This is a genomic window from Mycobacterium sp. NGS41, from assembly GCF_059812725.1.
This window is the reverse complement of the sequence record NZ_JCALDF010000003.1, coordinates 230,076-252,166: the sequence shown is the minus strand read 5'-3', so window position 1 is coordinate 252,166 and position 22,091 is coordinate 230,076. Positions and strand designations below refer to the sequence as shown.

At 65.6% G+C, this 22,091-nt stretch carries 22 protein-coding genes; 10 read left to right on the top strand and 12 right to left on the bottom strand.

Annotated elements, in window-relative coordinates:
* The gene (locus AC5Y21_RS05090) at positions 1-546 is read right to left on the bottom strand and encodes an adenylate kinase (RefSeq protein WP_499910056.1); all 546 of its coding nucleotides are present in this window, start codon (positions 544-546) and stop codon (positions 1-3) included.
* Positions 543-1,871, bottom strand: coding sequence for a preprotein translocase subunit SecY (secY, locus tag AC5Y21_RS05085; protein WP_499910055.1), 1,329 nt, complete (start codon positions 1,869-1,871; stop codon positions 543-545). The genes AC5Y21_RS05090 and secY overlap by 4 nt, the downstream gene beginning before the upstream one ends.
* 215 nt (positions 1,872-2,086) lie before the next feature.
* Between secY and AC5Y21_RS05080 the strand changes: the two genes are divergently transcribed.
* A complete protein-coding gene (locus AC5Y21_RS05080) occupies positions 2,087-3,022 on the top strand; it encodes a class I SAM-dependent methyltransferase (protein WP_499910053.1) in 936 nt (311 codons plus the stop codon).
* Positions 3,023-3,032: 10 nt separating this feature from the next.
* On the top strand, positions 3,033-3,956 hold the full coding sequence (locus AC5Y21_RS05075; RefSeq protein ID WP_499910052.1) for a class I SAM-dependent methyltransferase: 924 nt from the start codon (positions 3,033-3,035) through the stop codon (positions 3,954-3,956).
* A 17-nt stretch (positions 3,957-3,973) separates the two neighbouring features.
* Here the strand turns inward: AC5Y21_RS05075 and AC5Y21_RS05070 are convergent, their stop codons facing one another.
* The 4 genes from AC5Y21_RS05070 to AC5Y21_RS05055 all read right to left on the bottom strand — a co-directional run bounded on the left by AC5Y21_RS05070 (position 3,974) and on the right by AC5Y21_RS05055 (position 9,309).
* Complete coding sequence (locus AC5Y21_RS05070; protein ID WP_499910049.1) at positions 3,974-5,293, bottom strand: cytochrome P450; 1,320 nt, start codon at positions 5,291-5,293, stop codon at positions 3,974-3,976.
* A 4-nt stretch (positions 5,294-5,297) separates the two neighbouring features.
* The gene (locus tag AC5Y21_RS05065; protein WP_499910047.1) at positions 5,298-7,106 is read right to left on the bottom strand and encodes a peroxidase family protein; all 1,809 of its coding nucleotides are present in this window, start codon (positions 7,104-7,106) and stop codon (positions 5,298-5,300) included.
* 65 nt (positions 7,107-7,171) lie between these two features.
* On the bottom strand, positions 7,172-7,837 hold the full coding sequence (locus AC5Y21_RS05060; protein WP_499910045.1) for a GNAT family N-acetyltransferase: 666 nt from the start codon (positions 7,835-7,837) through the stop codon (positions 7,172-7,174).
* 110 nt (positions 7,838-7,947) lie between these two features.
* Positions 7,948-9,309, bottom strand: a complete 1,362-nt coding sequence (locus AC5Y21_RS05055; RefSeq protein ID WP_499910043.1) for a xylulokinase — start codon at positions 9,307-9,309, stop codon at positions 7,948-7,950.
* Between the two features lie 30 nt (positions 9,310-9,339).
* Here AC5Y21_RS05055 and AC5Y21_RS05050 point away from each other — a divergent pair, with 30 nt between their 5' ends.
* From AC5Y21_RS05050 to AC5Y21_RS05040, 3 genes are read left to right on the top strand one after another with little or no spacing between them, the layout of a single operon-like run.
* On the top strand, positions 9,340-10,320 hold the full coding sequence (locus tag AC5Y21_RS05050; RefSeq protein ID WP_499910041.1) for an NAD(P)-dependent oxidoreductase: 981 nt from the start codon (positions 9,340-9,342) through the stop codon (positions 10,318-10,320).
* Entirely contained in the window at positions 10,317-10,976 is a 660-nt protein-coding gene (locus AC5Y21_RS05045; protein ID WP_499910039.1) for an L-fuculose-phosphate aldolase, read from the top strand. Before AC5Y21_RS05050 ends, AC5Y21_RS05045 begins: the two co-directional genes overlap by 4 nt.
* Positions 10,977-10,978: 2 nt before the next feature.
* Positions 10,979-11,890: an MBL fold metallo-hydrolase gene (locus AC5Y21_RS05040; RefSeq protein WP_499910037.1), complete on the top strand. Its 912-nt coding sequence runs from the start codon at positions 10,979-10,981 to the stop codon at positions 11,888-11,890.
* A 223-nt stretch (positions 11,891-12,113) separates the two neighbouring features.
* Here AC5Y21_RS05040 and AC5Y21_RS05035 read toward each other — a convergent pair whose 3' ends face one another.
* Positions 12,114-12,965: a helix-turn-helix transcriptional regulator gene (locus AC5Y21_RS05035; protein WP_499910036.1), complete on the bottom strand. Its 852-nt coding sequence runs from the start codon at positions 12,963-12,965 to the stop codon at positions 12,114-12,116.
* 79 nt (positions 12,966-13,044) lie between these two features.
* Between AC5Y21_RS05035 and AC5Y21_RS05030 the strand changes: the two genes are divergently transcribed.
* Positions 13,045-13,692: a class I SAM-dependent methyltransferase gene (locus AC5Y21_RS05030; RefSeq protein ID WP_499910033.1), complete on the top strand. Its 648-nt coding sequence runs from the start codon at positions 13,045-13,047 to the stop codon at positions 13,690-13,692.
* 18 nt (positions 13,693-13,710) lie between these two features.
* Here the strand turns inward: AC5Y21_RS05030 and AC5Y21_RS05025 are convergent, their stop codons facing one another.
* From AC5Y21_RS05025 to AC5Y21_RS05010, 4 genes are read right to left on the bottom strand one after another with little or no spacing between them, the layout of a single operon-like run.
* Positions 13,711-14,100 carry a type II toxin-antitoxin system VapC family toxin gene (locus AC5Y21_RS05025; protein WP_499910031.1) on the bottom strand — a complete coding sequence of 130 codons (390 nt, stop codon included), beginning with the start codon at positions 14,098-14,100 and terminating at the stop codon, positions 13,711-13,713.
* Positions 14,085-14,324: a hypothetical protein gene (locus AC5Y21_RS05020; protein ID WP_499910029.1), complete on the bottom strand. Its 240-nt coding sequence runs from the start codon at positions 14,322-14,324 to the stop codon at positions 14,085-14,087. Before AC5Y21_RS05020 ends, AC5Y21_RS05025 begins: the two co-directional genes overlap by 16 nt.
* A 29-nt stretch (positions 14,325-14,353) precedes the next feature.
* Positions 14,354-15,592: a zinc-dependent alcohol dehydrogenase gene (locus AC5Y21_RS05015; protein WP_499910027.1), complete on the bottom strand. Its 1,239-nt coding sequence runs from the start codon at positions 15,590-15,592 to the stop codon at positions 14,354-14,356.
* Positions 15,589-16,365: an SDR family NAD(P)-dependent oxidoreductase gene (locus AC5Y21_RS05010; protein ID WP_499910025.1), complete on the bottom strand. Its 777-nt coding sequence runs from the start codon at positions 16,363-16,365 to the stop codon at positions 15,589-15,591. The genes AC5Y21_RS05015 and AC5Y21_RS05010 overlap by 4 nt, the downstream gene beginning before the upstream one ends.
* A gap of 94 nt (positions 16,366-16,459) precedes the next feature.
* Between AC5Y21_RS05010 and AC5Y21_RS05005 the strand changes: the two genes are divergently transcribed.
* Genes AC5Y21_RS05005 through AC5Y21_RS04995 form a run of 3 tightly spaced genes read left to right on the top strand, consistent with a single transcriptional unit; the run spans position 16,460 to position 19,299 of the window.
* The gene (locus AC5Y21_RS05005; RefSeq protein ID WP_499910023.1) at positions 16,460-17,437 is read left to right on the top strand and encodes a class I SAM-dependent methyltransferase; all 978 of its coding nucleotides are present in this window, start codon (positions 16,460-16,462) and stop codon (positions 17,435-17,437) included.
* A complete protein-coding gene (locus AC5Y21_RS05000) occupies positions 17,434-18,357 on the top strand; it encodes a class I SAM-dependent methyltransferase (RefSeq protein WP_499910021.1) in 924 nt (307 codons plus the stop codon). Before AC5Y21_RS05005 ends, AC5Y21_RS05000 begins: the two co-directional genes overlap by 4 nt.
* A 9-nt stretch (positions 18,358-18,366) precedes the next feature.
* Complete coding sequence (locus AC5Y21_RS04995; RefSeq protein ID WP_499910019.1) at positions 18,367-19,299, top strand: class I SAM-dependent methyltransferase; 933 nt, start codon at positions 18,367-18,369, stop codon at positions 19,297-19,299.
* Here AC5Y21_RS04995 and sppA read toward each other — a convergent pair.
* A complete protein-coding gene (gene sppA, locus AC5Y21_RS04990; protein WP_499910016.1) occupies positions 19,296-21,098 on the bottom strand; it encodes a signal peptide peptidase SppA in 1,803 nt (600 codons plus the stop codon). The two genes, AC5Y21_RS04995 and sppA, sit on opposite strands and share 4 nt — an antisense overlap.
* A 38-nt stretch (positions 21,099-21,136) precedes the next feature.
* Here sppA and AC5Y21_RS04985 point away from each other — a divergent pair, with 38 nt between their 5' ends.
* Positions 21,137-22,072, top strand: coding sequence for an LLM class flavin-dependent oxidoreductase (locus AC5Y21_RS04985; RefSeq protein ID WP_499910014.1), 936 nt, complete (start codon positions 21,137-21,139; stop codon positions 22,070-22,072).
* The last annotated feature ends 19 nt before the right edge of the window (positions 22,073-22,091 follow it).

Genomic DNA, 22,091 nt, shown 5'->3' with positions numbered 1-22,091 from the left:
TTAGTGCCCTAGTGCCTGCAACGCGCGCGCGAAGACTTCATCGAGACTTCCGACGGCGTCGACGGTCTTCAGCTCGCTGTTGTAGTACTCCAGCAGCGGCGCGGTTTCGTCGCGGTAGACCTTCATCCGGTTGACGATCACCTCTTCGGTGTCGTCGGCACGGCCTCGCCCTTTGAGTCGCTCCAACAGCTCTTCCTGTGACACGCGGAACTCCACCACCGCGTCGATGTCGGTGCCCCGGCGCTCGAGCATCTCGTGCAGCGCCTTGGCCTGCTCCAGTGAGCGCGGATACCCGTCCAGGATGAAACCGTTGGCCGTGTCGGGACGGTCCAACCGGTCGTCGACGAGCTGGTTGGTCAGCTCCGAGGGCACCAGATCACCGGCGTCCAGATAGCGCTTGGCCTCAAGGCCCAGCTTGGTGCCGTCCTCGATGTTCTGCCGGAACAGTTCGCCAGTGGAGATCTGCGGGATTCCGAGCTTCTCGGCGAGCTTTTGGGCCTGGGTCCCCTTGCCCGCTCCCGGCGGTCCCAGCAAAACAACCCTCACTTGAGGAACCCTTCGTAATTGCGCTGCATGAGCTGACTCTCTATTTGTTTGACCGTATCCAAACCGACACCGATCATGATCAGAACGGCCGTCCCCCCGAAGGGTAGGTTCTGGACCCCTCCGCCGTTGCCGATCTGAAGGAACAGATTAGGCAGCACCGCGATCACGCCGAGGTAGATCGAGCCTGGCAGCGTAATGCGGCTCAACACAAAGCGCAGATAGTCGGCGGTCGGCCGGCCCGGCCGGATGCCTGGGATGAAGCCGCCGAACTTCTTCATCTCGTCGGCCCGTTCGTCGGGGTTGAAGGTGACCGACACGTAGAAGTAGGTGAAGAAGATGATGAGCCCGAAGTAGATGACGATGTAGACCGGATCGCTCGGGTTAGATAGGTACGTCCCGACGAACTTGTCCCACCAGCTGTTGGCCGCCCGGCCACTGCCGCCGCTTCGGACCAGCTGGGTGATCAGATGCGGAATGTAGATCAGCGAGGACGCGAAGATGACCGGGATAACGCCGGCCTGGTTGACCTTGAGCGGCAGGTAGGTCGATGTGCCGCCGTACATGCGCCGGCCCACCATGCGCTTGGCGTACTGGACCGGGATACGGCGCTGGCCCTGCTCGACGAACACCACCCCCACGATGATGAGCAGCGCGGCCCCGCATACGGCGGCGAAGATGGGTCCGCCGCGGCTATCCAGGATCTGCTTGCCTTCGGGGTAGATGCGCGCGGCGATACCGACGAAGATCAGCAGCGACATCCCGTTGCCGATACCGCGTTCGGTGATCAGCTCACCCATCCACATCACTAACGCGGCACCGGCCGTCACCACCAACACGATGACGACCAGGCCGAAGATGCTCTGGTCGGAGATGATCTCTTCCTGGCAGCCCTGCAGCAGCTGGCCGCTGGCCGCCAGTGCCACGATACTGGTGGCTTGCAGGATGGCCAGCGCGATCGCCAGATAACGGGTGTACTGGGTCATCTTGGCCTGGCCGGCCTGACCTTCTTTGCGCAGCTCTTCGAAGCGCGGGATGACCACGGTGAGCAGCTGCACGATGATGCTGGCGGTGATGTAGGGCATCACCCCCACCGCGAACACCGTCACCTTCAGCAGCGCACCGCCGGAAAACAGGTTGATCAGCGAGTACATCTGACCGGCCTCGCCACCGGTGGCCACTTTGATGCACTGCTGCACGTTCGCGTAGTTGACGCCCGGCGACGGCAGCGCGGCGCCGACGCGATACAGAACGACGATGCCCAGCGTGAACAGGATCTTCCGTCTCAGGTCGACTGTCCGCAGCGACGAGATGAAAGCCGAAAGCATTTTCCTCCTGCGCAGCCCGGGGTCATCCTGAGTTACGCGCCCAACACCCGCAGGTCACGACGTACGGCGTCGCGCGTCAAACCGTGTACGAGACTAACAGCTGGTCTGGGCTGGTCCTTTCAGGGCCGTCGGGGAAGCAGCGGAAGCGGGTAGAGTTTCGGGTAGCTCATTACATTTGCTAAATATCCAACGCGCGCTCATCGAGAGGGAGCACCATGACACGCACTGACTCACCACGATCCCCTGGGGACAGCTGGGACCTGGCTTCCAGTGTCGGTGCTACGGCGACGATGGTGGCCGCCGCGCGTGCGCTGGCCACCGAGGAGACCAACCCGATCATCGACGACCCGTTCGCGGCTCCGTTGGTGCGTGCGGTCGGTCTCGACTTCTTCACCCGCCTGGTCGACGGCGAGATTAGCCCAACGGTGGATGCCAGCGACGCCGAACGAGACTTGCAGTTCGAGACCGACTCGATGGCGGTGCGGACCCGTTTCTTCGACGAATTCTTCCTCGACGCGGCCCGCGCGGGCATTCGCCAATTCGTGATTCTGGCCGCCGGCCTCGACGCGCGGGCGTACCGGCTGTCCTGGCCGGACGGCAGTGTGGTCTTCGAAGTGGATCAGCCCAAAGTCGTCGAGTTCAAGAGCGCCACCATGTCCGCCCTGGGCGCTGCTCCGGTCGCCGATCGCCGGGCCGTCAGCATCGATCTGCGCGAAGACTGGCCGGCCGCGTTGCGCGGCAGTGGATTCGACGATACGAAACCCACTGCATGGAGCGCGGAAGGCTTGCTGATGTATCTTCCGCCGCAAGCTCAGGACCGACTGTTCGACAAGATCACCGAGCTCAGCGCGCCCGGGAGTAAGTTGGCCACCGAATTCCACCCGGAGTCGTCCGGCTCCGATGTGACAATGTCGCAACGCGCACAGGAATTCAACCAGCGGTGGGTCAATCTGGGGTGCGACATCGACCTGTCCGGACTGTTCTACGACGGCGAGCGCAGCAATGTCGTTGAGTACCTGGACGATCAAGGCTGGCAAGTCACCACCCGGCCGCGTCGGGACATGTTCGCCGACTACGGCCGCACTTTCCCGGACGACGATGAAGCGGCCCAGTTCCGCAGCATCGCCGCCGTCACCGCGACGCGCACATAGGACTGTTTCGATGAGCGATACCGATGCCGGTGCCAAACGATCCGACGGCGACAGCTGGGACCTGGCGTCCAGCGTGGGGGCAACCGCCACGGCGGTCGCTGCCCGGCGAGCGATGGCCTCCAAAGGGCCCACTCCACTGATCGACGATCCCTTCGCCGAGCCACTGGTGAGAGCCGTCGGCGTCGACGCATTCATCCGGATGATGGACGGCGACATCGAGCTCGCCGAAGACGATCCCGCGTTCACTCCGCAGCGGCTCAGTGAAGGAATGGCGGTCCGCACCCGGTTCTTCGACACGTTCTTTCTGACCGCCACAGCCGCCGGCGTACGCCAGGCCGTCATCCTGGCCGCCGGACTCGATACCCGCGCGTATCGGCTGACCTGGCCGGCCGAAACCGTGCTCTTCGAAGTTGACCAGCCCCGCGTGATCGAGTTCAAGGCCCGCACCCTGGCCGGCCTGGGGGCAACACCGGCCGTCGATCACCGCGCGGTCGCGGTCGACCTGCGCGACGATTGGCCGGGTGCGCTGCGCGACAGCGGATTTGACCCGACGAAGCCGACGGCCTGGATCGCCGAAGGATTGCTGGCGTACTTACCGCCGGACGCCCAGGACCGCTTGTTCGACCACATCACCCGGCTCAGCGCCCCCGGCAGCAGGCTGGGCACCGGCTATGTTCCGGACATTCGCAACCGTCTCGAGAAGCGGGGCCGCGAGATCAGCGAACGATGGCGGCGCCTTGGGTTGAATCTGAACTGGGCCGACTTGATTTACGACGGCGAACGCAACGATGTCGCGGGGTACCTGGCGGATCGCGGTTGGCAGGTGACGGTGCGCAGTACACCAGAGCTCTACGCCGACAACGGCTTTGAGTTCCCGACCGAGCCATCGATGGTCGCCTTCGGCGATATCAGGTACGTATCGGCCTCGACTTGACCAGCCTCGGCTGTTAGTCAGTCCTCCGCCGACGTGGTGGCCACGCTGAAGCCATACAGGTCGAAACCATGCGGCAACGGTCTGCCGGGGTTCAGGCGGTTTCCGGAACAGCGGGTCGCGCCGGCGTCGATCAGGTGGGCCAGGACCGCCTGCCCGAGGAATATCGCCAGTCCGGCACCCGGGCAGCCCTGCGGGCCGTGGCTGAAGAAGTTGTACGACCAGTCGTCGCCGGCGTCCCCGCTGACCCATTCGCCCGGCGAGAACTTGTCCGCGTACGGGATTCGCTCGCGGTTGCGGTGGTTGAACACGTTGTAGATCAGCACCTGCTGGCCCTCGGGCAACACGGCGCCGTTGGGGAACTCGACGTCACGAGCGGTCACCCGGCCGAACAGCTGGGTGGTGGGCCAAAGCCGCATCGCCTCGAACAGGCACCCGGCCAGGTATTCAAGCTTGGCGATGCCGGTGGCCGAGCCGATGTCGGCGCCGGCCATCTCGGCGTTCACCTCACGCAGCTGCTCACTGTGCGTCGACAGCACGCCCAACGTGCGAAACGCGTTGGCGGCCAACGTGTCTCCGGTCGCGAACAGCCAATGCACGAGCTGGCCGGCTGGTGACACGCCCGGATCGGGCGCCTGCGGTATCAGCGCGGCCAGGCTGTCCGCTCCGGGGTCCGACAGGTAGCTCTCGATGCGGGAGATGAACTCGTCGTAGCGCGGCGCGGGTTCACCGGGCATGCGATTACCTGCCGACATCAGCTCGCCCAGCAGCTCGGTCAACTCGGTGTCGTCGGCGGCCGCGGCACCGAACACCACTCGCCGGGTCATGCGCTGGAACGCCTCGTTGAAGTTCTGCCAGCGGATGGTGCCCGATGCGAGTTCCTGTGCGGTTTGCGCGGCCACATCGACGAATGGCTGGGCGAGCCGATGCAACGGCTTGTCCGTGTCGAGTACGGCCTCGGCGAACTTGCGGCGATCCTGCCACTCCTGGCCCCGCGAAATCGTCAGCGCCTCAGGCTGAAACGCGGTCATCCCTTTGCGTTTGGCGTCCGGGTCGGAGGCGAAGGGATCCGGGGAGCCGCCGAGCACGAATCGCAAGTCGTCGGGATGATGGACCAGCAGCGCCTCGTCGCGGGCCACACGGACGTAGAACGGTCCCGGCCCGTAGCTGCGCACCATTCCGTCCACCAACCGGTAACCGAGGTAGTCGGCGGCCACAATCGAGGCGACCCGGGTGGGGACTTCCCGCTTGCTGAAAAGTCCGAGGATGATGTTGGGAGCGCCGATCTGGGCGGTGAAACGCAGGCCCTCCAGGACGGACGCGTGCGGAAAGTCGGCCACGGACTTACCCGCCCCACGGCATGTACGCGCGGACCGAGTCGGCAAGACGCAGCACGGGGTGCTTCTTGCCCTCTACCGCTGCGCCTAGCTTCGGCCATGGCGCGAAAACCCGCTCCGCGTCGCCGATCACCGGCTGTAGTTCCGGATAGTGGCGCAGCAGAACATCTTTCATCGTCGTATGGTTCACCCAGTCGTATCCGACCTGTGTGTACACCTCGGGGCGGAAATCGTTGGTGAAGAATCGGTCGCTCTTCAGTCGGCGCGATGCCATCAGGATGAAGATGCGGAATGCGGTGTCGGAGAACCCGAAACCCTTCGGTGGCTGCTCTGCCTGCATGCCGATCTGCAGGTCGACGGAATCCACGTCGCCGTTGTAGACCTCGTTGATTTCGGCGGCCCATACTTTGTTCGGCGTGATCTCGTCGATGGACTTGCGGCGCGGCATCCGGATGGCCTCGCGGAAGTCGTTGTAGCGCGGCACGCCACGTTCCCGGTCGCGCACGATGTCCAGGGTGGCAAGGTCGGTGATCTGCCCGTCGACGCGGGTAAGCCGGCGCAGTGCGTTCGGATAGTTGTGCAGGCAGACCGCGCCCGCACTGGCCAGACCGAACGAGTACCACATGTCCCCCATTTCCATGCGGTCCATGAAGTCGCGCGTGAAACCTCCTTGCAGCTCGGTGAAGTCGCGCTTTTCGAGGTGCTCACCGGTTTCCAGCGAGAAGAAGTTCCAGTCGTCGGGAATGAGCGGGTGCATGCGGTAGACCGATACGAACTCCTCGGTCAGCGAGAACGCGGCGCTGTGGTGATCGGCCGACGAGCCGATGATGCCGGACAGCGCCTCGCTGTCACCGATGCGGCCGATCCGGTCTTTGAACGTCTCGCCGAGTGCGCCAAACCAGTTGGCGTTCATGCCGATCTGCAGCGCCGGGTGGCGCAGCACGCATGTTGTCCATTCCACCGTGTGGATCTTGGCGATCAGCGCCGAGACCACCAACACGCCGACCTCGAAAAGGCGTTGGTCGTCGAAGCTGGGGTAAGCCTTCTTCAGCGCGTCACAGACGGCGTTGTGCTCGCGCGCGAACAAGGTGTGCAGCAGACCCACACCGACCCACCAGTTCTCCCGCATGCCGGTGAGGTCGATACCGGGTATATCGCTCTTCGGGAGCCTGCCGTCGCCGCCGACCTTGATCTTGCCGTCGACGAAGGTACGGACCTCGGCCTGACGTTCCTTGCCGCTGCCATAGATTTGCGAACCGTCCCACCAATGGGTTTCGACGTTTCCGAACACCGGCGCCGGGCAGCCGTCCACGATATCTCCGCGCGGCGGGATGGTACAGCGGATCCGCATCGGGTCCTCGGGGAAGTCGTCGCCCTTGCGCAGTGGAATGTCGATCGTCTTGTCCGCCACACCGTCACCGTGGAAGAACCAGTTGTGGTTTTCGAACTGCAGCCAGGCGGCCGCCAATGCGTTGATGATTCCGGCGGGCTTGAATTCGTCACGCGCCATCAAGCGACGGCTGATAAGCCGCGGATCGGGGTCGAGTAGCCGTTTGGTGTCGGTGACCGTTTTGGCCAGTGGGACATTGCGCCCAAACCCCGATCCCTTCGAGCCCATCCACGGATCGGACAGATCGTTGAATGTCCCTTCCGGGGTCCGCGCCCGCTTGACTTCCTCGGTGGGCTCGCCGAGATCGTCCTTGGGGCGAATGCCGTCGCCTTCGAACAAATTATGGTTGCGCAGGTCGTCGCGCAGACCTGAAAGCGCTTTCAGTTGCAGAACCAGCGACGGATGCTCATACCATTGACGACTCACTTGAACCACCGTTCTGTCGAAGTTGCCATGCTCTGCTCGGCCTATGGGAATGGGCCTGGTGGGGACTAACCGGGATTCGCCGCGGGCGCGCGGACGACCAGGGGCACGGCGGGGAAATACCACGCCATCTCCGACCGCGACTTGCGTAGCGCGGCGGTGCCGTAGCCCCTCTTGCGGTGCTCGGGGTGGATCCAGATGCGGACGTTGACCTCGCCGCGAAGTAGTTCGCCGAAAACCATGCCAACCTTCTGCCCGGAATCGACGGCGACGAACCATGCCGCTTCTTCGGCGTCGACGCGGTCCAGTGCCGCACGGATCTCGTCGTCGATGTTGCCGGCCGGCCGGCCGGATCCGTCGCCGGCGGTGTGCATCTCCTCGGTGCGGGTGATGAAAATGTCGCGGTCCTCCGGCGCGGAGAAGGGGCGGAGTTCGAGACTCTCACCCGAGCTTGCCGGACGGTCGCCGAGCGCGAAGCTCAGCTGTTTGTTCAGGTCGTCGAGTTCGGCGAGGACCTTCGTGCGCGCGTCCTGAGTGAGCTGGTCGAACCTCATGCTCATCACGGCTTCGGCGGCCTGCTCAGAGGTGTCGAGCAGTTTCACGATCGCCTTGACCGCGGCCGCCTTGTTCGGCGACTCCACCACGACATCGGCTATCTCGTGGCGACGTTCAAGGGCTTTGAGCAGGGCGTCTGTGATCTCGCGGCGGACAGCTGTGCGATCGTGATCGGTCATCGCCTAAGCCTAGAACGACTTACCAGGTCTCGCGCCAGACTTCGGCCAGATGCCACTGGCCCTATGGTGGCGACCCGCTTCGCCCGGCTACGCCGCCCTCGCGATCGCCACTAGCCCCGCGGGGCCTGGTCGCTCAGGTCGAGAAACCGCCGATAGCGGTCCTCAACCACCGACGCCCAGGCCGGCTGTGGGTCGACGACGCGATCGATCCGCGCCCAGCGCGTGGCGTCGGTGATCGTCGTTTCCAGACCGACCGCCATGCGGGCGAGGAAGGCCGCGCCCAATGCCCCGCCCTCGGCCACCCCGGACACCTCCACCGGCCGACCGGTGGCGTCGGCGATGGCCTGGATCCAGGGCGATAGCCGGCTGCCGCCGCCCGCGGCCACAATGCGCGCCACCGGCGCCCCGCTCAGTTCGATGAGTTGACGGACGACGAAACCCGAAGCCTCGTAGGCCGCCCGCCGCACGGATGCGGCGTCGTGCGTGAGATCCAGTCCGTCCAGCATTGCCCGGCGATTGGGATCGTGGAACGGGGTGCGCTCGCCGCGGATATACGGCGACCAGACCGGCACCCGGCGCGGATCCGCAGGCTGCTCATCACCCGCCGGATCACCCGGTGCGACAAGGCGATTCACCCAGTCCAGGAATAGTCCGCCGGCGTTGCTGGCTCCCCCGATCTTGCTCATGCCGGCGACCGTATGCGGGATTGTCCACAGCCCGGGCACCCGTCTGGTGCCCGCGATCGTCGTCCACACGATCAGGGTGGTGCCACACAGCACCAGCACGTCGCCTTCCCGGTCGGCACCCGCGACGAACTGTTCACACAAGGCGTCGACCGCGCCGGTGGCCAGCACCGAATCGGTGCCGTGCACTTGCCCGACAGCCACCCCGAACGATTCCACCCGGGGCATGCGGTCAACCGTCACGCCGCAGTCCGCACACGCCTCCGGGCTCCAGCCGGTCCCGTCGAACAGCGGAAGGCTGGTGATCGCGGTGGCGGAGTCGATCACCGCCTCCCCCGCCAGGGCGTAGTTGGCCACCGCCGCCGCCGGCCAGTAACCGGCCGCGTCGGGCGCGTGGGCGGCCGTCCAGCGCAGAAACTCGGCGGCCTCGCCCACGGCGGGCAGTGGCAAGTCGGCTGCGGCCGGTACTTGGCCCCTGGCGTCCCCGTAGAGCAGACCGGGTGAGATGGGCCGGCCGCCGGAATCGACGGCGGTCATCGACGGGACCATTGCCGCCACGGCCACCGCCCGGGCGTTCGATTCCGGCGGTAGGGCCAGTTGATCCAGGGCCGCCAACGGCCCCCGCCGCCATGACTCGTCGGCGTCGTGCTCCAGGAGATCCGGCGCCGGCACCCGCAGTTGGTGGGGAATCCGCAGCCGCGCCGTCACGCGACCGTTCTCGTCGGCGGCAACCGCTTTGACTGCCGTGGTGCCTATGTCGATGCCGATTGTGACGTCTTCGCGTGACACGGGCGCCACCGTACGCCAGCATTGGCATTCGTGACGTCTCGACCACGTGCACTGGTGACAGCTCCGCTGCGGGGACCCGGCTTCGACAAGCTCCGCGGGTTGGCCGACGTCGTTTACGACCCCTGGATCGATCAGAGCCCGCTGCGGATCTACAGCGCCGAGCAGCTGGCCGATCGTGTTGCTGACGAACGCGCCGATGTCGTTGTGGTGGAGAGCGACTCGGTTTCCGGCCCGGTGTTCCAGCTCGGCTTACGAGCGGTCGCGTCCACCCGGGGCGATCCCAACAACGTCGACGTCGCCGGAGCCACGGCAGCCGGGATCCCGGTACTCAACACCCCGGCCCGCAACGCCGATGCCGTGGCCGAGATGGCGGTAGCGCTGCTGTTGGCCGTCACCCGTCATCTGCTGACCGCAGACTCAGATGTGCGCAGCGGCAACATGTTTCGTGACGGCGTTCTTCCCTACCAGCGCTTCCGCGGCTGGGAAATCGCCGGCCGTACCGCCGGGCTGGTCGGTCTGGGCGCCGTCGGCCGCGCCACGCAATGGCGACTGAGCGGGCTGGGCATGCGCGTCATCGCCTACGACCCGTACAACGACGAAGCCCGGCACAGCCTCGACGAGTTGCTAAGCGAGGCCGACATCGTCTCCCTGCACGCACCGGTCACCGACGACACCGTCGGAATGATCGGCGCCGGGCAATTCGCGGCCATGCGCGACGGCGTCGTCTTCCTTAACACCGCCCGGGCCCAACTGCACGACACCGACGCGCTGGTCGATGCCCTGCGCGGCGGCAAGGTGGCCGCAGCGGGCCTGGACCACTTCGTCGGCGAATGGCTGCCGACCGATCACCCGCTGGTGGCGATGCCGAACGTCGTCCTCACTCCACACATCGGGGGGGCCACGTGGAACACTGAGGCCCGGCAGGCGCAGATGGTTGCCGACGACCTGGAAGCGTTGCTGTCCGGCCAAACGCCCGCCCACATCGTCAATCCGGAGGTGCTAGGCCCATGACATCCGTGAAATCCGTCGTCAATCCGGAGTCCGCGGTGCTGGCGGCGGCCAAAGACATGCTGCGCCGAGGGCTGGTCGAGGGAACCGCCGGCAACATCTCGGCCCGGCGGTCCGACGGCAACCTGGTGATTACGCCGTCGTCGGTCGATTACGCCGACATGGAACTCGACGATCTCGTACTCGTCGATCCCGACGGCGCGGTACTGCAGGCCAAGGACGGGCGTATGCCGTCGACGGAGATGAAGCTGCACCTGGCGTGCTATCAGGCGTTCGACGACATCGGCAGCGTCATACACAGCCATCCGGTGTGGGCGACCATGTTCGCCATCGCGCACGAGCCGATTCCGGCGTGCATCGACGAGTTCGCGGTCTACTGCGGCGGGGACGTTCGCTGTACCGAGTACGCCGCGTCCGGCACACCCGATGTCGGCGTGAACGCGGTCAAGGCGCTGGAAGGCCGCGGCGCCGCGCTGATCGCGAACCACGGCCTGGTCGCCGTCGGTCCCCGCCCCGACAAGGTCCTGCATATCACCGCGCTGGTCGAACGTACGGCCCAAATCGTTTGGGGTGCAAGGGGTCTTGGTGGCCCCGTACCCATTCCCGAGGACGTGAACCGCAACTTCGCCGGCGTCTACAGCTACCTGCGCGCCAACTAGGTATGGGTCGAGTCCGGCTGGGCCGCGCGGCTGTCGCGCGCGTCGTAGAACTACGGTTCGACCTGGCAACACGGTTCTTCTTAAAGACGTCCCCGTCGGGGTGGCGGGACAATGCCGATCTGCTGGTGCCGGACTTCTTCAACCCTGACACCGACGAGTGGCACATCGCTATCCAGAGCTGGGTCATCGAGGTCGACGGCCTGACCGTTGTGGTGGACACCGGCGTCGGCAATGACCGGGTGCGCCCGCAAATGCCACCGCTGGACCATCTGAACACCGGGTTCTTGGCCGCCCTGCGGTCGACGGGCATCGACCCCGGCGCCGTGGACGTGGTGGTCAACACCCACATCCACTCCGATCACGTCGGCTGGAACACCATGGCGCAGGACGACAGCTGGGTACCGACGTTCCCAAACGCCAGATATCTGGTGCCCGCCCCCGACTACCGCCACTTCCACCCAGACGGGGATGCGGCGCGGCGACCGCCTCGCACCGAGCAAGAAGAATTGCAACAGCGCGGTGACCGACTGGTGTTCGAAGACAGCGTCTTACCCGTCGGCCCTCAGATCGTCCAGTGGTCGGACGACTATGAGATCAGTCCGTCACTGCGGCTGCGGCCCGCCCCCGGGCACACACCGGGCTCCTCGGTGCTGTGGCTGGATGCCGGAGAGCCGGCGGTCTTCGTCGGCGACCTCACCCACAGCCCGCTGCAAGTGCGATTACCCGATCACCCCTGCGCCTTTGACGTGGATGCCACCGCTGCTGCGGTTACCCGCCGCCGGATATTCGCCGAGGCCGTCGAGAGTGGAGCCGCCGTCATACCCGCGCACTACCCGGGCCGCGGCGGCGCAACACTTCGCGCCGTCGGCGACCGATTCGACCTCGACGATTGGTTGGACCTCGAAACCCTTTGAGCCGGACTGCCTCAGCCGCCGCATCAAGTCACATCCGCCACATTGGCCTCGATGCGGAAGGCACTTGTCCATTTATCCAGCTCCCAGCGACAAATTAGCTTGGCGTACAACGGTTGTCGCGCGGAGGTGGACAACGAGAGATGTCTTCCTGGACGGATACGCCTGTGGCGCAAGTGACTTAATGGAGTGGCCCTGCGCGACGACATCCAGAGTTTTCAGACTGTCACATGTACCGGCGCCAGTTGCGCGGTGAGGCGCCGTGCGCGCGGGTGAACAGCCGACTGAAGTAGCCCGGGTCGGTCACCCCGACCCGACGGGCGATCTCTGCGACCGGCAGGTCCGTCTCGCCCAGCAATACGCGCGCTTCGGCCATGCGGCGTTCGATGATCCACTCCTGCACGGTGCGTCCGGTGCGGCGACGCACGACGGTGGTCAGGTGTCCTGGCGTCATGCCCACTTCGCCCGCCACGTCGCGCAGCGAAAGCGGCTCGGTATGACGCCGGTCGATCACCGCGAACACGTCGGCCAGCAGCGGTTCACCGCTGCGCCGCAGATCGGCCACCACGTCGCGGGCCAAGCGTGCGAGCTCGATCAGCAACAGCGTCAAGTGCGCCAGAGCGGCCTGCCGATAGCCCTCCTGCCTGGCGCTCAGCTCCGTCTCGATCGAGCGGATCGCGTTGTCCCACGCGGGGCGCCGGGCCTCAGGCACCTGCAGTCGCAGCACCCCGCCCGACTTTCCGTGCAGGAACGGGAAGAGCAGCGGGTGCGCCCGCCACGCGGGCCACGGCGATCGCCCGTCCTCGCCAAGTGCGGCGGGGTCGAAAAACACCGCAACCCCGTCATCCAAGCGCTGCAGCTGCCGGGGATCGAGCACCTCACCGGCGGCCGCTACGAACACCGTGCCCTGCAAGGGGACGTACCAGAGTGCCGGGAAATCATGAATGTGACGCTCAAGTTCCCCGAAAACGCCGTCGGCGTGCCGATGCACCGATATGGGAGATGCCCCCGGATCGGTCCGGTATCGGTAGATGGGCACACCGTCACGGTGGCTGATGACCCGAGTCGCCTGCGTCATGTCACGTCACTAAAGATCGTCCTACTTTTGCCAAGTATCGCCCAATTCTAAAGTCATCCCCGGGCGCAGTATGGATTCTATGGTCAAACATCATCCACATGACTACCTCCCAGCTGCCGGCCACGATGCGCTGCTGCCAGGTTATGACCTTCTGACCCGTCTCTTTGGCTTCAACCGCGTCTATGCGAAGCTCATCGCCCAGGCCGGGCTCACAGACGGTCAGCGCGTCCTGGAAATCGGCTGCGGCACTGGCAATCTCACCACCCGGGCGAAACGCGATCATCCCGGAGTGGAACTGATCGGATGCGACCCTGACCCGCGTGCGCTCAGTCGGGCGCAGCGCAAGTCTCGCCGATTGACCGGTATTCGCTTCGAACGTGGTTACGCGCAACGGCTTCCCTACGCCGACGGCGAATTCGACCGGGTGCTGTCGTCGATGATGCTGCATCATCTGGACAGCGAAGCGAAAACCGATGCGGCAGCCGAGATTTTTCGTGTGCTGCGTCCGGGCGGCAGACTGCATTTGGTCGATATGGGCGGCAACATGACCGAGCACGACGGCCTGGCGGCCCGACTTGTCAAGCACAGCCCCCACGCCGCTGGCAACCTAGGCGACGCCATTCCGCGGCTACTGGAGGCGGCAGGGTTGGACTGCACCGAGGTCGCCACGGAGCGGCACCGCTTCGTTGGACGACTCACCTACTATCGCGCCACCCGCCCCGCCTAGCGCTGGTCGAGGGCGGGCCTAATCGGCGTCGAACAGGCGCAAGCCCTCCACCCGATCGAAGTGTTTGCGGTTGCGTGTTGCGAACGGCAAGCCGAAATTCAAGCAGATGCCAGCCTGCAAGCAGTCGGCCAAGCCGATGTCCTTGCCGGCTCGTTTCAGCGCTGCGGCCACTTCACCCGCGCGAAGCGCGCTACCAGGGTCGAGTGGAAAGGTCCGGGAGCGCACCAACCGAAGGATGTCGTCTCGACGCAGCAAGAAATCGGCACCCACACGCAGTTCGAACGCGGTTATCGCCGTGACGCGCAAACTATGGCTGACGATCAACTCGCGAACCAACGACGCCCCAGGACCTTTGCCGCGGAGAAAGTCGATCACCAGATCGGTGTCGACGACTACGAGACCCGCCATGTAGTTCTCACATCATCGATGCGAGAACGCATCTCGTGCGCATCAGAGTCGGTGAGCACACCCTCCAGTCCCAGCAGGAGGTCGACTTCGTCGACGTTCAAGTTGGCTAGATACCCATCCAGGGCTTCCTGGACGAGCAGCGAAAACCCACGTACGCCGCGACGCTGAGCGATCGCACTCAGGGCGCGATGCTGTTCGTCGGTAATCTCCACCGTCGTCCGCATGCATGCATGCTAGCACATGCCTGCGAGGGCTAGCCCTGGCGCTGATCGAATGCCACCTTCACCGCCCCGCTCTCGCCCTGGTTGGCGATCGCGAGGAACGCCTCGCGCCACTGTTCCAGCCGGAAAGTGTGAGTCAGCATGGGCCGCAAGTCGATTCGGCCCGTAGTAACGAGCTCGAGGTAGTGCGCGATCGCGTGTTTGCGCGCCCCCTCGATCTCTTCGATCCCGAAGGCATTGGAGCCTGCCCAGCTGATCTCCTTGAAGTACAGCGGGCTCCACTCCCACCGGCCGGGCGCGTGCACACCGGCTTTCACCAATGTCCCGCGGGAGACCAGCACCCGCACCCCAACTTCGAACGTCTCCGGTTTGCCCACGGTGTCGTAGACGACGTCGACCGCGCCCGGGTACGCCATGGGCAGGCCCTGCAGGGGCTGCCGCAGCCGGCCACCGCCCCAGGCGGCCAGCTCTTCGACGACGGCCAGGCGCGGCTCGTGCGCCAATACTTTTTCGGCGCCGAAGCGGCGGGCCAGTTCGGCCTGGGCCGCGAACCGCGCCACCACCGCCACCGCCACGTCGGGGTAGAGCGCCCGCAGGATCGCCACCGCACACAAGCCGAGCGACCCTGCCCCGTACACCAGAACCCGGCCCGAGCGGGGCGGCGGGTGGCGGGTAATCGCGTGCAGCGACACCGAGAACGGGTCGGCGAACACAGCTAGCTCGTCGGGCACAGACTCGGGCACCGGGAACAGCATGCTGTCGTGGGCGGGCATCAACTCCGCGTATCCACCGGTCACATCCGCCGACACTCCGGTGTGGATGCCAGGCTTGATGTCGCCGTCGGTGAAGCTCCAGCACAGGCTGTAGTCACCGGTTTCGCATGCGGGACAAGGTGGTTCGATGCCACGCGGCCCGCAGGACAGCCACGGGTTAAGCACCACCCGTTGCCCCACCTCCAAGCCCCGTGCCTGCGGTCCCACCGCCACCACATCGGCGACCACCTCGTGACCCATCACTTGGGGAAAGGAACAGAACGCCGCCATCGCGTTGTCGACGTCGTCCTCGCCGAAGTCCATCAGGATCTGCTTGGAATCCGACCCACAGATACCGGTCAGCCGCGGCCGGGTGACCACCCAGTCCTGGTGCAGCGGTTGCGGATCCGGCACCTCTCGCAACGCCGTCGGAGTCCGCGACAGGTTCTGGGTCAACACGTTGGCGTTCTCGCGCACCGCGAACGGCTCCGGTGGCACGCCGTAAACCAGCGCCTTCATCGCGGCGCCATCAGGGCCGAGCCGGCGATGAACGCATCGAGGTCCGCGTTCTTGGCGTCGACCACCGCTTTCATGTCCGGAACATAGTGCTCGAAGCGGTCGCCGCCCATGGCCGCGATAATGCCTTCGGCCACCTCATCGGCTGTGAACTTGGGCCCCTGGTAGAGGGGTTCCTCGTTGCCGCGCTGGTCCCAGATCTCGGTGTCCACCGGTCCCGGCTCGATCAGCTTCACGGAGACTCCACTGCCGTGCAGGTCGACGGCCATCGCCTCACTCCATCCGCACAACGCGAATTTGCTTGCACAGTACGCGGTTTCATGGATGATTCCGAGACGGCCACCGACGCTCGACACGTTGACGATCAGGCCTGAGCCGCGCGCCAGCATCCGCGGCAAGACGGCGAGCGTGAGCCGCATCGGGGCGAAGAAGTTGACCCGCATGACCGCTTCCACCTCGGCGGGCGCCAACTGGCTGACGGGCCGGCGCTTCGGGATTGCCGCGTTGTTGATCAGCACGTCGACACCGCCGAGCACATCCCAGGCTTGCAACGCCAACTCGCTCAGGGCCGCGGTGTCGGCCAGGTCGGCTACCCACATCGCCGAGGATGGCGACGTCCGCCGGCAGTCGGCCACCACGTCGCTCAGACGATCGCGCCGACGGGCGACCAGCCCCACCACCGCACCCTTGGCGGCCAGCTGTCTCGCCATCGCCGCTCCCAACCCCGACGAAGCACCAGTGATCAGCACCCGCTTGCCGGCGGCCGAGTACGCCATTGCTCCAGGTTGCACTGCGCGTCAAGTCTGCGGGAACCTTTTGCGCGCCGCATTTGTTATATTGGCTAAGTATCAACTACTACAGGGGCAACACATGACGTCCACCGGTTCCACCAGGTATGAGGGCGACACCTGGGATCTGGCATCCAGTGTCGGGGTGACGGCGACGATGGTCGCCGCGGCCCGTGCGATGGCAACCCGCGCCGACAACGCGCTGATCAACGATCCGTTTGCCGAGCCGCTGGTCCGGGCGGTCGGTGTGGACCTGCTCACCAGGCTGGCCAGCGGCGAAGTCGACCCGGCCGACCTGGACGACAAGGATCATCCGGGTCGCTCTTCCGGGGCGATGGCCCGCATGACCGACAATATGGCCGTCCGCACGAAGTTTTTCGACGACTTCTTTGTTGACGCCACCAAGGCGGGCATCCGACAGGTGGTCATCCTGGCTTCCGGGTTGGATTCGCGCGCCTACCGATTGCCGTGGCAGGCCAGAACGATGGTCTACGAGATCGACCAGCCCCAGGTCATCGAATTCAAATCCCGCACCCTCGCAGAGCTGGGTGCCGCGCCCACCGCCAACCGCCGGGCGGTGGCCATCGATCTGCGCGACGACTGGCCCGCTGCTTTACGCGCGGCAGGCTTCGATCCGGCCCAACCGACCGCGTGGAGCGCCGAGGGGCTGTTGGGATACCTGCCACCGGACGCGCAGGACCGATTGCTCGATACGGTCACCGAGCTCAGCGCGCCGGGCAGCCGATTCGCCACCGAAAGCGTCAGCAACGTGGACCCGGCCGATCAGGAGAAGATGAAGGAGCGCATGCAGACGATCTCCGAGCGTTGGCGGGCGCACGGCTTCGACATCGACATGACCGGGCTGGTGTACTTCGGCGACCGCAACGAGGCGGCAACGTATCTGGCCGGCCATGGTTGGCGGCTGACCACCATCAACGCCCGGGACCTGTTGACTGCCAACGGACTTCCCCCCTTCGAAGACGACGACATGCCCCGGGCGGATCTGTTCTACGTCAGCGGAACTCTCGACAAGAACACCAGACAGGAGTTGGCTGAATGACCACCGATTCGGGACGAACCGACGGCGACAGCTGGGGTCCGTCATCCAGTGTGGGAGCGACCGCGACCATGGTCGCCGCCTCGCGCGCCCTGGCCTCTCAGGGACCCAACGCGCTGCTCGACGACCCGCTGGCCGACCCGCTCGTGCGGGCGGTGGGCCTGGACCCGTTCATTCGCATGATCGACGGCGAGAACACCGTCGAGGATGACCCGCTGTTTCGGCGCGAGGCGATGAACGAGCAGATCGCCGTCCGCACCAGATTCTTCGACGACTTCTTCACGGGGTCTGCCGGGGCCGCCGCTGCCGGCGTCCGCCAGGCCGTGATCTTGGCCTCCGGCCTGGACACCCGTGCCTACCGGCTGCGCTGGCCGGAGGGCATGGTGGTCTACGAGATCGACCAGCCACAGGTCATCGACTTCAAGACACGCACACTTGCCGATCTCGGCGCCGCCCCGACGGCGGACCGGCGGCCGATCGGCGTGGATCTACGAAACGACTGGCCGGCGGCGTTGCGGCAGCAGGGCTTTGACGTCAACCAGCCGACCGCATGGTCTGCCGAGGGTCTGCTGGTATATCTGCCGCCCGAGGCTCAGGATCGACTGTTCGACAACATCACAGCGCTCAGCGCACCGGGCAGTCGGGTTGCCACCGAGCATCTCCCCGACCCTCAGGCCTTGTTCGACGATCGGGCGCAGCGACTCTCCGAACGCTGGAACCGATTGGGAGTCGAGATCAACATGTCCGACCTGATGTACGACGGCGAACGGAACACCGTCATCGACTACCTGACCACGCACGGCTGGGACGTGACCGCTCGCACCGCCAGGGAATTGTACGCACACAACGGCTTTGAATTCCCCGACGACGAGATGGCAGCGGTATTCGGCAAGGGGAGTTACGTCGTCGCCACCCTTCGGTAGGGTTTCCTCATGCCACGCGCTCACGACGACAACTGGGATCTGGCCTCCAGCGTCGGCGCGACCGCAACAGTGGTTGCGGCCGCCCGGGCGATGGCCACCAAGGATCCCCGCGGTTTGATCAACGACCCGTTCGCCGAACCACTGGTGCGCGCGGTCGGGGTGGATTTCTTCGCCAAGATGATGGACGGCGAACTCGACCTGACGGCGATCGAGAACTTTTCGCCGGCGCGGGCCCAGGCGATGGTCGACGGGATGGCGGTGCGCACCAAGTACTTCGACGACTACCTCGTCGGGCCTCTTGGGGCCACCAAAACCGGGGTGCGTCAGGTGGTGATCCTTGCCTCTGGGCTGGATTCGCGCGCCTACCGGCTGGCTTGGCCAACCGAGCCGACTCGGACGGTGGTGTATGAAATCGACCAACCGCAGGTGATCGAGTTCAAGACGACCACTTTGGGCGATATCGGTACCGAACCGACGGCAACCCGGCGAACCGTCCCCATCGATCTGCGTACCGACTGGCCCGCGGCGTTAAAGGCGGCCGGACTGGACACCTCGGCACCGACTGCGTGGCTGGCCGAAGGCCTGTTGATCTACCTGCCGCCCGATGCCCAGGATCGGTTGTTCGACAACATCACCGCGCTCAGCGTTCCGGGAAGTACCATCGCGACCGAATTCGTGCCCGGCATAGTCGATTTCGATGTCGCGCGGGCACAGGACATGCCCAGTCCCCTGCGAGACCACGGCGTGGACATCGACATGGCGTCGCTGGTCTACACCGGCGAGCGCAACCACGTCCTGGACTATCTGGCGGCTAAGGGGTGGAAGGTCGACGGGGTGACGCGGGCGGAACTATTCGTCCGCAACGGCTTGGATGTGCCCGCCCCGGAAGACGACGACCCGCTGGGTGAAATCATCTTCATCAGCGGCAGTCTGAGCGGCTAGAAACGCGAGTCGCCCAGCCACAGCACGTTGGCCCCACTCATCGTCTGCTCGACGCGTTCGATGATCCCGGCAACCGAGCGGCTCAACAGTGCACCGACCGCCTCCGGCAGCGACGCCGCAGCCGGTTGCGACGAGGAACGAGGTCGCACCAGGTCCAGCAACGACGAGCTGGGGTAGCTGACGATGCGGACCTCGTCGTCCTCGTCCAGACCTGCCAGCAGCTTGGCGCGGCGCAGCGCGGTTCGCAGCCCGCCGAGTTCGTCGACCAGACCGCGCTCGTGCGCGTCGGCGCCGGTCCAGACCCGGCCTCGCGCAACGGCTTCCACGGCTTCGGTAGCGAGGTTGCGACCCTCGGCAACGCGTTCCACAAAGTCGCTGTAACACAGGTCGGCCTCGGCCACCAGCTGTGCCTGCTGTTCCGGTGTGAATGGCGAATCCATCGACCAGGCATCGGCGTTGGCGTTGGTGCGCACGGTATCTGACCCGACGCCGAGCCGGTCCTTGAGGTCGCGTACCACCAGCTTGCCGGTGATCACCCCAATCGAACCGGTGATCGTCCCCGGGTTGGCCACGATCGCGTCGGCGGCCATCGACACGTAATAACCGCCGGAGGCCGCCACTGAGCCCATCGACACCACCACCGGTTTGCCGCTCTCACGAACCCTCTTCACCTCGCGCCAGATAGTCTCCGACGCGGTGACCGAACCTCCCGGACTGTCGACCCGGAGCACAACCACCGACACCGCATCGTCGGCCGCCGCCTCTCGCAGTGCCGCCGCTATGGTGTCAGCGCCGGCGGGAGCGTTACCGAACGGCAGGAATTGAGGCCCACCTCGTCCGTCGACAATCTGGCCCGCGATGGTGACCACGGCGAACGTGGGTTTGGAACGGCGGCCGGGAATCGGAAGCGCGGGCGGTGCCAGCCGTGACTGTGCTGCACCGGCGTAGCGCGACAGGTAGAGCCGCGGCACGGCCTCTTCCGCGTTAGCCTGTGAATCGTCTTTGTCGGGTGAAACAGCTTTTCCCCCAACCAGTTCCGCGATCCTGGCATAGGCCTGGTCGTGAAAACCGACCCGATCGATCAGACCGGACGCGAGCGCGTCATCGCGTAATAGCGGAGCCCGGTCGGCCAGCGCATCGAGGCCGGCGGCGTCGATCCTGCGTGATTCGGCGATCGACTGCCACACCTGGCCTTGCAAGCTCTCCAGCATCCGGGTGACGGCCTCGCGATGGGCGTCGGTGAAGCCGCTCTCGGTGAAAAGGCTGGCACGCGATTTGTATTCGCCCCGCGCGACAATCTGCGCTTTGATTCCCGCTTTGTCCAGAGCGTCGCGCAGGAACATCGCGTTGCTCGCGAAGCCGATCAACCCGACATTGCCCGACGGCTGCATCCAGACCTCGCCGAACGCCGAAGCCAGATAGTAGGACAGCGTGCCTGGGTAAGTCTCGGCCCAGGCCAATGACGGCTTGACGGCGCTGAAAGCAGCGATGGCCTCCCGCAGTTCCTGGACCGCAGCCGGCGGCGATGCCCCGAGCTGCACGCGGGCGATCAGCCCGGCGACCCTGGGGTCCTTGGCGGCGCGGTGAATCGCGGCGACGGCATCGCGCAGCGCCATCGGCCTGCCACCCCCCGTGATGATCGCGAGCGGATCGAAGCCCGTCGTCTCCGGCGGCAACGAACGCAGGCTGAATTCGAGCACGCAGCCGTTGGGTACGCCGTGGTGGCGGGCGGTATCGACGCGATTGGCCAGGCCACGCAGGTCATCAACACCGGGAAGCGAAGGTCGAAAGGCAAACATGCTCGCAGCCTACCCATCAGCCGCCGTACGGTGGTCGGGTGAGGTTCTCGATCGCCATCCCCCAGTTCGACTACGACGACTCCGGGGGCTTTGACGCTGAGGGCCTGCGTGCGTATCTGGCGCGCGCTGAGGAGCTCGGCTTCGAAGGCGGTTGGGTGCTCGAGCAGATCATCGGTCCGGCACCGTTGCTGGCACCGATGGAGCTGCTGGCCTACTGCGCGGCCTGCACCGAGCGGCTGCGCCTAGGAGTTGCCGTCCTGGTGACGTCGTTGCATGATCCGCTGCAGTTGGCATCGGCCGCGACCGCCGTCGACCGGCTCAGTCACGGACGGCTGGACCTCGGCGTCGCACCTGGCGGCGGTACTCGCAAGTTCGCCGCCTTCGGTGTCGAGAAGTCCAGCTACATAAGCTATTTCACCGAAGGCCTGAATCTGATGAAGGCGGCCTGGTCCGACGAGCCCAGGGTGACGTTCCATGGCCGCTTCCGCGACGTCGACGACCTTCCCATTCAGCCGAAGCCGATGCAACGTCCACACCCGCCGATCTGGTTCGGCGGGCTGGCCCCTAAGGCGCTGGCCCGCGCGGTCCGGCATGGTGATGCGTTTTTGGGCGCCGGATCGTCGACGACCGATGCCTTTGCCGGTGCCGTCGCCGAAGTACGGCGCGAGCTTGCCGAACAGGGCAAAAACCCTGAGCGGTTCACTATTGGCAAACGCGTCTATCTGACCGTCGACGACAGTGCCGACCGCGCGCGCGAGCGCGTACTTGCCGGCCTGCGACGCATTTACGGCCAGATGCCCGGCGTCGACGCGGTTCCGGTGTCGGGCACACCCGACGACGTGGTCAGGGGGCTGAGTCAGGTGATCAACGCCGGTGCTCAGATGCTGCTGCTCAACCCCGTCGGCCCCGACGTCACGGAAAACCGTGAACAGATGGAACGCCTTGCCGCCGAGGTGATTCCACGGCTGACTTAGGTTGCGCGAGCAGACGCAA

Coding starts and splice junctions, on each gene's coding strand:
- secY (WP_499910055.1), bottom strand. CDS start 1,871: ATGCTTTCGGCTTTCATCTCGTCGCTGCGGACAGTCGACCTGAGACGG.
- AC5Y21_RS05080 (WP_499910053.1), top strand. CDS start 2,087: ATGACACGCACTGACTCACCACGATCCCCTGGGGACAGCTGGGACCTG.
- AC5Y21_RS05075 (WP_499910052.1), top strand. CDS start 3,033: ATGAGCGATACCGATGCCGGTGCCAAACGATCCGACGGCGACAGCTGG.
- AC5Y21_RS05060 (WP_499910045.1), bottom strand. CDS start 7,837: ATGACCGATCACGATCGCACAGCTGTCCGCCGCGAGATCACAGACGCC.
- AC5Y21_RS05045 (WP_499910039.1), top strand. CDS start 10,317: ATGACATCCGTGAAATCCGTCGTCAATCCGGAGTCCGCGGTGCTGGCG.
- AC5Y21_RS05040 (WP_499910037.1), top strand. CDS start 10,979: ATGGGTCGAGTCCGGCTGGGCCGCGCGGCTGTCGCGCGCGTCGTAGAA.
- AC5Y21_RS05035 (WP_499910036.1), bottom strand. CDS start 12,965: ATGACGCAGGCGACTCGGGTCATCAGCCACCGTGACGGTGTGCCCATC.
- AC5Y21_RS05030 (WP_499910033.1), top strand. CDS start 13,045: ATGGTCAAACATCATCCACATGACTACCTCCCAGCTGCCGGCCACGAT.
- AC5Y21_RS05025 (WP_499910031.1), bottom strand. CDS start 14,100: ATGGCGGGTCTCGTAGTCGTCGACACCGATCTGGTGATCGACTTTCTC.
- AC5Y21_RS05020 (WP_499910029.1), bottom strand. CDS start 14,324: ATGCGGACGACGGTGGAGATTACCGACGAACAGCATCGCGCCCTGAGT.
- AC5Y21_RS05015 (WP_499910027.1), bottom strand. CDS start 15,592: ATGAAGGCGCTGGTTTACGGCGTGCCACCGGAGCCGTTCGCGGTGCGC.
- AC5Y21_RS05010 (WP_499910025.1), bottom strand. CDS start 16,365: ATGGCGTACTCGGCCGCCGGCAAGCGGGTGCTGATCACTGGTGCTTCG.
- AC5Y21_RS05005 (WP_499910023.1), top strand. CDS start 16,460: ATGACGTCCACCGGTTCCACCAGGTATGAGGGCGACACCTGGGATCTG.
- AC5Y21_RS05000 (WP_499910021.1), top strand. CDS start 17,434: ATGACCACCGATTCGGGACGAACCGACGGCGACAGCTGGGGTCCGTCA.
- AC5Y21_RS04995 (WP_499910019.1), top strand. CDS start 18,367: ATGCCACGCGCTCACGACGACAACTGGGATCTGGCCTCCAGCGTCGGC.
- sppA (WP_499910016.1), bottom strand. CDS start 21,098: ATGTTTGCCTTTCGACCTTCGCTTCCCGGTGTTGATGACCTGCGTGGC.